Raw genomic sequence first — 10,290 nt, forward strand, 5'->3', positions numbered from 1 at the left:
CCGTGACGCTCCGCCGCCTCGGCAGCCAGGCGCAGACGGTGATGCCGTTGTCGGAGGCGATCGCCGCCTTGACGCAGGAAGCGCTGGCGCCGGATCTGGTGCGCAGGCAAAAGGCGCGCGCGGCCTGAGGCATTCTCGTCATGCTCGGGCTTGACCCGAGCATCTCGGGGCGGAAGAGCGTCTCATCCTGCACGGGATTCTCGGGTCGAAGCTTTGCTTCGCCCGAGAATGACGGTTTCGGAGAAATGACGGCTTGCCTTGGCCGCCTCTGGTAAAAGCCCGCGAGCTCATGGCAGATAGCAGGCAATGCTGACCGGTTCCTACCGCAAACGGCTCGAAGCCGACCTGATCCGCTGGGCTCACGAAGGCTGGATCACGCCCGACGGCGCCAGTGCCATCAGGCGCGACGTCGCCCGCGAACATGCGGGCTTCCGCCTGCCGGCCCTGCTCGGGCTGTTCGGCGGGCTCTTGATCGCCTCCTCCGTCGCCGCCTTCGTCGCGGCGAACTGGGAGGCGATTCCGCGCCTCGTCAAGCTCGCCATGATCCTCGCCGGCATCGCGGTCGCCTTCGCCGTCGCCTATCGCCTGCAGAAGGCCGGCTCGACCGGCGGGGCCGATGCCGCGACGACCTGCGGCGTGCTGATCTTCGGCGCCGGGCTCGCGCTCGTCGGGCAGATGTACCATCTGCCGGCGGACTGGCCGGGCGGCGCGATGCTGGTCGCGCTCGGCGCCTTGGTCGCGGCCTTCCTGATGCGCTCGAACGGGGCGCTGGCGATCGCCTTCGTCGCGCTCTGCGCCTGGAGCGGCGGGCGCTGGGACGAGGCGGCCAGCGGGATGCATTACGGCTTCTTCGCACTCTATCTGCCGGCGCTCTGGATCGCGCTCTCCCGCGGTAACCGGCTGGTGCACCACCTTGCCGTGCTCGCAGCGGCCTTCTGGCTCGGCATGGCGCCGGGACAGTGGCTCCTGAACTCCTTCGATTATGGCCTGCTGGCCTATGGGCTTGCGATCTCCGTCGCCTTCGTCGCCCTGGGCGCCCTTGCGCTCGACCGGGGCGGGCCGGCGCTTCTGACGGCCTGCCTGCCCTGGGGGCTGATCGGCCTCGTGATCGTGCTCAATAGCGAATTGGCCCGCATTCTCGATGCGAGTGAGGCGCGGGCGGGGCACGCCTTCCTGTTCGTGTTCTACGCCTATGCCGCGGCCGTTCCGGTGAGCGTCCTGCTGGGTGCGATCGCGCGCGAGCGGCGCTTCGCCTGGCCGCTGGCGGCGGGGCTGCTGCTGGCGCTTCTGGTGCCGGTGTTGTTCTGGAGCGACCGCGTCTCCGGCATGCCCGGCAAGATCGCGGTGGCAAGCCTCGTGCTCCTGGCGGCGACGGCGCTGGTCATCGCTGGCGCGGCCGGCGGCATCCGGCGCATTCTGACGGCGGGCTCGATCCTGTTCGGCGTCGCCATCCTGATCCTGCTCTGGCAGACCATCGGCACGCTGCTCGACCAATCGCTGTTCTTCCTGTTGGCCGGCGCCGCGCTGCTCGTCACAGCCTGGGGCGCGCGGCGGCTGTTCGCCAGGCTCAACGGCCCGACCGGGGAGGCCGCGTGATGCGTGCGCTCTCCGTCGATGCGATCGCTGCAAAGGTGCCGCTGCTCTGGCGGGCCGTGGCGACCGCGCTGCTGCTGGCGCTCGGGCTGCTTGCGCTGGTGCAGCAGCGGGCCGGCATCCTGAGCAGCGGAACGGAAATCCGCCTGCGCACCGTGCCGGTCGATCCGCGCGACCTGTTCCGTGGCGACTATGTCGTGCTGGCCTATCCGATCAGCGTGGTCGACACCGGCAAGGACGGTGCCGGCTATACGCGCGGCGAGACCGTCTATGTCACGCTCAGGCGTGACGGCGAGGGCTTCGCGCGCGCCGCCGGCGTATCGCGCGACCGGCCCGCGACCAGCGGTGACACGGTTGTGATCGCCGGCCGCGTGACCTCGACCAGCGCCTGTGCGCTGAACGATGCCGGGGAGTTCGACTGCTCCGGCGACCGCCGGCGGCTGCGCATCGCCTATGGCATCGAGAGCTATTTCGTGCCGCAGGGCGAGGGCAAGGCGATCGAGACGACCGACAAGGCCCGCGTCGAGGTCGTCGCGGCCGTCTCGGCCTCGGGGCAAGCCGCGATCAAGCGGCTCTTGATCGACGGCAAGCCGGTCTATGCCGAACCGCCTTATTGAGGCGCCATAGCAGCGGACCGAAAGCCGGATCCGCCTTTTGGAAAGATCCGGCGCGACAACGCAGGCATGGTTGCTGCGATTGCGCCCGGCGGGGCGTGCGGTGAGCTACGGAATCGTATTCAGTCCGATGCTGTAGGCCTTTGTTTTTGCTGCGTCTTTCTCCGAAAATCGCATTCCGCTTTTCTGGCCGATGCGCCACGCGATCCTCACAGTTTCTCGATCGCCATGTTCCAGCCGCAGAGATGCAATTTCCTGCGGCCGCCTGCGTCACACGGGGTTGTGACATTGCGCCGCGTGACGCCCGGCATGCCGAGTTATATGAACGGCAGATGAACGGATTCTGCAGATGACGTTCATCTTCCCGTCGGTGGGATGGAACCGGCCGCCCGGAGCGGGCGTTTCCCTTCCCGACCGACAGAGCCTGCCAGAGGACTGCCTTTCGTGTCCCTAGACTCGTCATTCAAGCGCTTCATGCTGTTCGGCCGTCCAGCCGAAGGCGGAGCGCTTCGTGCGGCGGGGCGCGATACACGGATCGACATGGTGCGCGGGCTCGCGCTGCTGATCATCTTCATCAACCACATGCCGGGGAACGTGGTTTCGGCCTATATGCCGAACAATTTCGGGTTCTCCGATGCGGCCGACGCCTTCGTGCTCCTGGCCGGCGTTTCCGCGACCTTCGCCTATGGCGGGTTGATCGAAACGCGCGGCTTCTCAATTGCGGCGCTGAAGCTCGGCGGCCGGCTCTGGACGCTCTACATCGCCCATCTGGCGGTGTTCATCCTCGTCTGCGGCGTGATCGCGGTCGCGGTGACGCAGACCCAGAACCCGCTCTACATCGAGGCGATCAACATCCAGCCCTTCTTCCGCGACACGGGAGAAGCGCTGATCGGCGCGCTGACGCTGACCTACCAGCCCTCCTATCTCGACATCCTTCCGCTCTACATCGTGTTGCTGGCCCTGTTTCCGGCGATCTATTACGGCGTGYGCCTCAGCCCGGCGCTGACGCTGTTCTGCTCGCTGGCGATCTGGCAGGTGGCGCTGGCGCTCGATCTGCATTTGCCGAATTCCGGCGGCCATTGGTTCTTCAACCCCTTCGCCTGGCAGGTGATCTTCACGCTCGGCGTCATTCTCGGCCGCTCGGTGCAGCTCGGGGTCACGATGCCACGGCTGCGCTGGCTCGATGCGGCGGCCGTCGCCTTCCTCCTCTTCGCCTGGCTGGTGAAGATCCCGACGGGCAACCCGACGGGCATCGCCCTGCTGAACGACTGGTTCGATTCCGTTCAGCTCGGCTCCGACAAGACCAATCTCGCCTGGAGCCGACTTTTCCATCTCGGAGCTCTGGCCTGGCTCGTCATCCGCTGGCTGCCGGCCGGCGGCATGCTCACGCGCTCGGCCGTCGGGCGGGCGTTGGCTTGCTCGGGACGCAACTCGCTGCATGTCTTCTGCGTTGGTATCGTACTTGCGATCATCGGGCAGATCGTGCTGGCGGAAACGTCTTTTGCCCTGGACGTCCAGTTGCTGCTCTGCGCCGGTGGGGTTACACTCTTGACAGGGCTAGGGATTTTCCTGTCGTGGTACCGTTCGATCACGAGTCGCGATCAGCGCGCGGAGCCTGCCAAGGCTCCCGGCGTGGCATCCAGCGCACAGGCGCGGCTGCCATCTTTCTCTTCGCGCTGACCTCGCTCGCGCTGGCCGCTCCTCCCGTTTCGCCTGCCTCCGTCGATATGCGCTGCCGCGCCGGCGCGATGCAGGCGTTCCAGCCGGTGCTTCCGGCGGCCCGCAAGGCGATGCAGGAGACGGGACGGCTCACCGTCGTCGCGCTCGGCTCCTCCACCACGGCCGGCTCGGGCGCCAGCGCGGAGGACAGGAGCTATCCCTTCGTTCTGCAGACGGAACTGCGCCGGCGCCTGCCGGGAGCCGAAGTCCGGGTTCTCAACAAGGGCGTGGGCGGCCAGTCGGCCTATGACATGCTGTTGCGCATGGATACCGATGTGATCGAGGAGAAGCCCTCGATCGTGATCTGGCAGACGGTGGTCAACGACGCGATCCGCGACATCGGCACGGAAAAGCTGACCAAGATCCTGCGCAAGGGCATCRCCAAGGCCCGCGCCGCCGGCATCGACATGATCCTGATGGATCTGCCGTGGCTGCCTCGGGAGGAGCGCTATCCGCAACTCGACGATTATCGGGCCGTGCTGACGAAGACGGCGGAGCAGCAGGGAGCCGCCTTGTTCCCGCGCTATGCGATGATGAAGGGCTGGTCGCGCTCGAAGCAGTTCACCGAAGAGGAACTCGTCGGCATGGATGGGCTGCATCTCGTCGATGCCGGCTATCGCTGCCTCGCCTCGCGCATCGCCGACGGCATCGTCGCGGCCGTGGGGGACATTCGAATCCGCACTGTCAGCAAGAAAGCCGAAACGGTCGACTGAGGGCGCGTTGCCTTTCGAGGGCGAAGTCGGCAGGTTCCGGCGGGCAACGGCAAGCGCGCTATTTGGCCAGCACCTCGATATCGCGGTCGATGCCGGACTCGACCTTGAAATCGCGCGAATAGACCTGCCCCTCCTGCCGGGCGATCAGCACATAATCGCCCTCGGCGAGGATCACCTGCGGGAAGGCGCCGATCGCCTCGCGGATGACGTCGCCGCCCGGCGTCAGCACGCTGAAGGCGGTGCCGGCGAAGGCTTCTCCCCCTGCCGTTGCGACGAGCTTCAGCGTGACCTTGGCGGCGCGGTGATGCAGCGTCGCATCGGTGACCTTGCCGGTCTCGACGCGGACATCGGCGCGCTGGATGGCGTTGGAATCGCCATAGGTCGAGACGACGTGATAGGTCCCCTCGGGCAGGCGGATGAGGTCGCCGGCCTTGGCCTCGCCGGTCACGAGGCGTCCTTCCGAATTGCCCTGGAGGGGCACGAAGACCTGGAAGGAGAGCAGCCCGGCCGGAATCGGCGCATCGCCGATCGAGCCGGCCAGCGTCAGCGCGCCGGCGCTGATCTGGACCTGATCGTTGACGCCCTGGGAGCCGAGGCTGATCCGCTTGGTGCCGCTGGCGAAGCCGTAAGCCGCGTGGACGATGTAGTTGCCCGGCGGAAGCATGAAGTTCGGCGTGGCGTCGGTGGAGCGCGCGACGATGCGCGGGGCCGAGCCGTCCGCCGTCTCGCTCAGGATGCGCCAGTTCAGGCCGGAGCGGATCGGCTTGCGATCGCTGGCAAACTGGGCGGAGACAGAGAGGCGGGCGACGGCGGCCTGCGCGCCGGGTTGGTCCTGCACGCTCTGGGCGGCCGGCGGGGGCATGGTGTCGACGGCGGGAGCCGGGGCCGGAGCCTGGGCCAAGGTTACCTGGGCCAGAGCAAGCTGGGCGAAGGCGAGAGCAGGCACGAGCAAGGCCGCGAAGCGGCAGAGCCCGCCGATCTTGCGGCGGCCAGCTTCAAAGCCATCCAATTCAAACATGCTTTTCGTCCCTAGAGCCCTTGCGGCGATGTATGAGCAGGCTCGCTTGTCCTCATCATGGCGAAGGCATAGGTCTCGACCATCGCCATAGCCCGGATGTTTCATGACCGATACGCTCTCCCTGCTCAAGCTGCGTCGCTCGGTGCCGCCGCAGTTCCTCGCCGCTCCCGGACCCGAGGGTGCCGAACTCGGCGAGCTTCTCGCCATCGCCGCGCGGGTACCCGACCATGGCAAGCTCGTGCCCTGGCGCTTCATCGTCTTCGCGGGCGAGGCGCGCGAGAAGGCGGCCGATGTCGTCGCGCGGGTCTTCCGCGAGCGCAACCCGCAGGCCAGCGCGGACCAGGTCGAATTCGAGCGCAAGCGCCTGACCCATGCGCCGGTGATCGTCGCGGTGGTGTCGCGGGCGCGCGAGCACGCCAAGATCCCGCTCTGGGAGCAGGAATTGTCGGCCGGCGCCGTCTGCATGACCTTGCTCGTCGCCGCCTATGCCAAGGGCTATGCCGGCTCCTGGCTGACGAACTGGTTCTCGTTCGACCGCGAGGTGCTGACGGCATTCGGCCTCGCCGCGGACGAGCGCATGGCCGGTTTCGTCCATATCGGCACGCCGACGGCGCCGATCACCGATCGCGATCGGCCGGTGATGGCGGACATCATCAGCTATTACGGAGCCTGACGCGATGATCTACTCGGCGACGCGGGAGGATCTCGGCTTCGCGCATGATCCGTTCAAGGCCATCGTCGCGCCGCGGCCGATCGGCTGGATCACGGCGCTCAGCGCGAAGGGGGAGGTCAATCTCTCGCCCTACAGCTTCTTCAACGCGATCTCCTCGCGGCCGAACCTCGTGATGTTCTCCTCGGAGAACAAGAAGGACGCGGTGAGCTTCATCGAGGAAACGGGCGAGTTCACCTGCTCGCTCGTCTCGGGCGCGCTGATGCAGCAGATGAACCTGACCTCGGCGCCGCTGCCGCGCGGGCAGAGCGAATACCCTCATGCCGGGCTGGAGATGGCGCCGTCCCGCTTCGTCAAGCCGCCGCGGGTCGCGGGCACGCCGGCTGCGCTCGAATGCAGATCCGTCTCGATCCAGCAATTGCGCGACATCGACGGCAACGACGTGCCGCGCTGGATGGTGATCGGCCAGGTCCTCGGCATCTTCATCGACGATGCCTTCGTCAAGGACGGGCGCTTCGACACGGCCGGAGCCAATCCGATCGCGCGCTGCGGCTATGCCGACTATGCCGAGGTGACGAGCGTGTTCTCGCTCCAGCGGCCGGCGGGCGGGTAGGGCGGTCGTTGGGCTGCCGTCATTCTCGGGTCGAGCCCGAGCATGACGCCCCGTGGCCGCCGGCTTCAGCCCGCCAGCGGTCCCTTGACCCGGTAGTCGCCGAGCTCGGCGAGCGCGCGATTGATCGTCTCGGCGTCGAGGCCGGCGCCTTCCGGGAGCGTCAGGCGCGGCGGCTCCAGCGTCACCGTCGCGCCGGGTGAAAGCGTCATCGCCGCGCGCTGGACGCGCGAGGCGCAGCCGCCGCAATGCATGCCCGATACCTCGAAAACCTGAGTCATTGGAATCGCCTCCGGCACATCATTCAGCCAGTTTCTGAGCGCGGGCCTTCAGACGCTCCGCCCTGATGAGATGGGGACGATCCAGCATTTCGCCATCGAGCCCGATCACGCCGGCGCCTGGATTGGCGGCGAAGAGCGCGATGATCTGCTCGGCCCTGGCGAGAGCTTCGGGCGAGGGCGCGAAAACCTCGTTGATGGGGGCAACCTGCGCCGGGTGGATCGCCATCTTGCCGGTGAAGCCGTCGCGCCGTGCCGCGAGGCATTCGGCCCGCAATCCCGCATCGTCGCGGAAATTGGTGAAGACGGTGTCGATCGCATCGATCTGCGCGGCGCTGGCGCCGAACAGGGTGAGGGCGCGGGCGAGGCGGTAGGGATCGGTATAGGAGCCGTCCTGCAGCCGGTTGGTCTCGGCGCCGAGATCGGCGGAGAGGTCCTCGGCGCCCCAGGTCAGCGCAAGCAGGCGGTGCGAGGCGCGGGCATAGGTGCCGAGCCCGAAGATGCCCTTGCCGTTCTCGGTCGCGATCGGGAGGATGCCGGTCGCGCCGTCGGGCAGGTCGGCTTCCGCCTCGCGCACCGCGATCCTGGCGGCGAGGTGGCCGACATCGATGCCGCCTTCCGATTTCGGGAGCATGATCGCATCCGGCGCGCCGGGCATGACCGCGTCGAGATCGGCGTCGCYCATGCCGCTGGCGAGGCCGTTGATCCGCACGATCAGCAAGGGGCGCTTCGGCAGGGCGCGGGCCGCCTGCAGGAAGTCGCGCGTGATGATGCGGGCCTGCGGCTTGGCGTCGAGCGCGACGGAGTCCTCGAGGTCGAGGATCAGCGCGTCGGCGCCGCTCTCCAGACCCTTCTGCTGCTTCTTCGGGCTGTCACCCGGCACGAACAGGAGCGAGCGCATCCGCGTCAGACCGCGATCGTGGCGGGGGYGGGGCGCTTGCGCATGAAGGCCTGGCGGCGGCACTGCGCGACCAGCGTGCCGTCCTGCTTGTAGGCTTTGTGAAGAAACTCGACGATCCCGGCATCGGGGCGCGAGCGCGACTCGCGCTTGGCGGCGATCTCGGTGGTGCAATTCACCGTGTCGCCCTCGAAGAGCGGGGCGGGGAAGGTGACGTCGGTCATGCCGAGATTGCCGATGGTGGTGCCGACGGTGGTGTCGTTCACGGAGATACCGATCATCAGCCCGAGCGTGAACAGCGAGTTCATCAGCGGCTTGCCCCACTCCGTTTCGGTCGCGCAGAAATGCGCATCGATATGAAGGGGTTGCGGGTTCAGCGTCATGTTGGAGAACAGCATGTTGTCCATCTGCGTGACGGTCCGCGTCAGGCGGTGCTCGATGACAGCGCCGATCTGGAAGTCCTCGAAATAGATCCCGCCGCGCTTGTGACGCTCCAGTTCTGCCATCGACCTTCTCCGCATTCACAAAGCCAGCATTGAGCCGGCGCGAAAGTGGTAAAGCGCGTTCCGCGGAGAGGGAAGCGGAAAGCGGCGGCGTTAAGGAACGGCGGGCGGCCTTAACCCTTCGCTTACCATAATGGAGGCAATCTTGTGGCGCGTCCCCGCAGCCTCGCGGCGAGCCGCGCCCGAGACCGTCGATGTTCCTTTTCACCACGCCGCCGAGCCGCGAGACCCAGCCCGCCGCCAACCCGGTCGTCAGCGCCATTCGCGAGGGCGCGGATCGGACCGGCGCGGGCTTCGACTATCTGCTCAAGACGGCGCAGCGGGAATCGTCGCTGACACCGGACGCCAAGGCGAAATCCTCGAGCGCGACCGGCCTGTTTCAGTTCATCGAGCAGACCTGGCTGTCGATGGTGAAGCAGGAGGGGCCGAAGCAGGGCCTGCAGAACTACGCCGACGCCATCAACGACAGTGGCGGCCGGCTGACCGTCGCCGACCCGGCGCTGCGCGAGAAGATCCTGCAATTGCGCAACGACCCCCAGGTTTCCGCCGTCATGGCGGGTGCGCTGACCCAGAAGAACCGCGACCAGCTCGCTGGCGCGCTCGGGCGCCAGCCGCAGGCGGGCGAGCTCTACATGGCCCATGTGCTGGGCGCGCGCGGCGCATCCGATCTGATCCGGGCGGCCGCGAGCGATCCGAGCCGCATTGCGGCGCGCGACTTTCCCGAGGCCGCCGCGGCCAATCGCGGCATCTTCTACGACAAGGCCGGCCGGGCACGCAGCGTCCAGGAGGTCTATGGCGTGCTGGCGGCGAGCCATGCCAGCACCCAGCTTGCAGCGGCATCGACGACGAGCGGCAACGCAACGACGGAGGAGACGCCGGTCGCCGAGATCGCGGCGGCGCTGCAGCCAGGCCGCGCGCATGGGCTGATCGGGCTGTTCTCGACCGGGGGCTCGCGTGAGCCCGTCTCGAAGGCCGTCGCCAATCTCTGGACGTCGCCGCGCGCCAACGGCACCCGGACGGCCGCGCTGGACAGCGGCGAGCGTTATTTCCCACGCGTCAAGAGCGACGCGGCATCCTCGGCTGCCGTGGACGGCGCGCGCTCCGGCGACGCCGGCGGTCAGGGCAGGGCGATGGCCGCGCCGCTGCCGCCCACCCGCCCGGCTGATCTTGCCTTGCCGGCGACGGGCTCCGCGCAGGCTGCCGGCAAGGCCAGGCGCGGGCCGCTCCAGCAGCGCCTCGCGAAGGGCGCCATTGTCGCCGCAGCGCTCGATCATCCGCTCGAAGGAGAAATCGGGAATCTCGGCCGTACGGTTATTGGCGAGCGTCAGGAGTGCTTCCTCGCCGCCGACCTCGGCCAGAGCTGCGGCCACGCCCGCGGGCAGGCAACGGCGTATGGCGACGGCGCGCTGGGCGAGCAGGTCACCGACGGCCGCCGCATCGACGAGATCCGCCTCGGTGAACACCGGGGAATGCGCCAGCATCAGGGCCGCGACATCGCTCTGGTCCGCGATCAGCCCGAGCGCGAGATTGCGCGGCGTATGCGGCGAAGGCGCCATCTCCTCGGCGATGGCCCGCCGCACCAACGGCGAGGGATCGTCGATCAGCGCGATCAGGGCCGTCTCGGCCTCGGCGCGATCCTCCGGCGAGAGGCTGGAGCGCAGATAGGCGCCGGCG

Annotated in this window: 11 protein-coding genes; 6 read left to right on the plus strand and 5 right to left on the minus strand. The window is 67.9% G+C overall.

The annotated features are described in order from the left end of the window. Window positions 1-306 precede the first annotated feature (306 nt). From AB4Y99_RS20290 to AB4Y99_RS20305, 4 genes are all read left to right on the plus strand, one after another. The gene (locus tag AB4Y99_RS20290) at window positions 307-1,596 is read left to right on the plus strand and encodes a DUF2157 domain-containing protein (protein WP_441524582.1); all 1,290 of its coding nucleotides are present in this window, start codon (window positions 307-309) and stop codon (window positions 1,594-1,596) included. Further along, complete coding sequence (locus tag AB4Y99_RS20295) at window positions 1,596-2,210, plus strand: GDYXXLXY domain-containing protein (RefSeq protein WP_441524583.1); 615 nt, start codon at window positions 1,596-1,598, stop codon at window positions 2,208-2,210. Before AB4Y99_RS20290 ends, AB4Y99_RS20295 begins: the two co-directional genes overlap by 1 nt. Window positions 2,211-2,651: 441 nt before the next feature. Further along, on the plus strand, window positions 2,652-3,887 hold the full coding sequence (locus AB4Y99_RS20300; RefSeq protein WP_441524584.1) for an OpgC family protein: 1,236 nt from the start codon (window positions 2,652-2,654) through the stop codon (window positions 3,885-3,887). A 47-nt stretch (window positions 3,888-3,934) separates the two neighbouring features. Next, window positions 3,935-4,639: an SGNH/GDSL hydrolase family protein gene (locus AB4Y99_RS20305; protein ID WP_441524585.1), complete on the plus strand. Its 705-nt coding sequence runs from the start codon at window positions 3,935-3,937 to the stop codon at window positions 4,637-4,639. A 58-nt stretch (window positions 4,640-4,697) separates the two neighbouring features. Here AB4Y99_RS20305 and AB4Y99_RS20310 read toward each other — a convergent pair whose 3' ends face one another. Then, a complete protein-coding gene (locus AB4Y99_RS20310; RefSeq protein WP_441524586.1) occupies window positions 4,698-5,657 on the minus strand; it encodes a hypothetical protein in 960 nt (319 codons plus the stop codon). Between the two features lie 103 nt (window positions 5,658-5,760). Here AB4Y99_RS20310 and AB4Y99_RS20315 point away from each other — a divergent pair, with 103 nt between their 5' ends. Beyond that, window positions 5,761-6,330 (plus strand): nitroreductase family protein, encoded by a 570-nt coding sequence (locus tag AB4Y99_RS20315; protein WP_038358413.1) that lies wholly within the window; start codon window positions 5,761-5,763, stop codon window positions 6,328-6,330. A 4-nt stretch (window positions 6,331-6,334) separates the two neighbouring features. Further along, window positions 6,335-6,940, plus strand: a complete 606-nt coding sequence (locus tag AB4Y99_RS20320; protein WP_441524587.1) for a flavin reductase family protein — start codon at window positions 6,335-6,337, stop codon at window positions 6,938-6,940. Between the two features lie 65 nt (window positions 6,941-7,005). Here the strand turns inward: AB4Y99_RS20320 and AB4Y99_RS20325 are convergent, their stop codons facing one another. The 4 genes from AB4Y99_RS20325 to AB4Y99_RS20340 all read right to left on the minus strand — a co-directional run bounded on the left by AB4Y99_RS20325 (window position 7,006) and on the right by AB4Y99_RS20340 (window position 10,172). Continuing rightward, window positions 7,006-7,218 carry a heavy-metal-associated domain-containing protein gene (locus tag AB4Y99_RS20325; protein WP_441524588.1) on the minus strand — a complete coding sequence of 71 codons (213 nt, stop codon included), beginning with the start codon at window positions 7,216-7,218 and terminating at the stop codon, window positions 7,006-7,008. A gap of 19 nt (window positions 7,219-7,237) precedes the next feature. Beyond that, a complete protein-coding gene (locus AB4Y99_RS20330; RefSeq protein WP_441524589.1) occupies window positions 7,238-8,116 on the minus strand; it encodes an HpcH/HpaI aldolase/citrate lyase family protein in 879 nt (292 codons plus the stop codon). 5 nt (window positions 8,117-8,121) lie between these two features. Beyond that, window positions 8,122-8,619 carry a MaoC family dehydratase gene (locus tag AB4Y99_RS20335; protein ID WP_441524590.1) on the minus strand — a complete coding sequence of 166 codons (498 nt, stop codon included), beginning with the start codon at window positions 8,617-8,619 and terminating at the stop codon, window positions 8,122-8,124. 122 nt (window positions 8,620-8,741) lie between these two features. After that, window positions 8,742-10,172 carry a DUF2336 domain-containing protein gene (locus AB4Y99_RS20340; RefSeq protein ID WP_441524591.1) on the minus strand — a complete coding sequence of 477 codons (1,431 nt, stop codon included), beginning with the start codon at window positions 10,170-10,172 and terminating at the stop codon, window positions 8,742-8,744. Window positions 10,173-10,290: the final 118 nt, after the last annotated feature.

The sequence above is a fragment of the Allobosea sp. TAB14 genome, from assembly GCF_052113865.1.
Lineage (GTDB): Bacteria > Pseudomonadota > Alphaproteobacteria > Rhizobiales > Beijerinckiaceae > Allobosea > Allobosea spartocytisi.

Bases quoted from the DNA above. Each gene is read 5' to 3' on its own strand.
- AB4Y99_RS20290 (WP_441524582.1), top strand. From the start codon at position 307: ATGCTGACCGGTTCCTACCGCAAACGGCTCGAAGCCGACCTGATCCGC.
- AB4Y99_RS20295 (WP_441524583.1), top strand. From the start codon at position 1,596: ATGCGTGCGCTCTCCGTCGATGCGATCGCTGCAAAGGTGCCGCTGCTC.
- AB4Y99_RS20310 (WP_441524586.1), bottom strand. From the start codon at position 5,657: ATGTTTGAATTGGATGGCTTTGAAGCTGGCCGCCGCAAGATCGGCGGG.
- AB4Y99_RS20315 (WP_038358413.1), top strand. From the start codon at position 5,761: ATGACCGATACGCTCTCCCTGCTCAAGCTGCGTCGCTCGGTGCCGCCG.
- AB4Y99_RS20320 (WP_441524587.1), top strand. From the start codon at position 6,335: ATGATCTACTCGGCGACGCGGGAGGATCTCGGCTTCGCGCATGATCCG.
- AB4Y99_RS20325 (WP_441524588.1), bottom strand. From the start codon at position 7,218: ATGACTCAGGTTTTCGAGGTATCGGGCATGCATTGCGGCGGCTGCGCC.
- AB4Y99_RS20340 (WP_441524591.1), bottom strand. From the start codon at position 10,172: ATGGCGCCTTCGCCGCATACGCCGCGCAATCTCGCGCTCGGGCTGATC.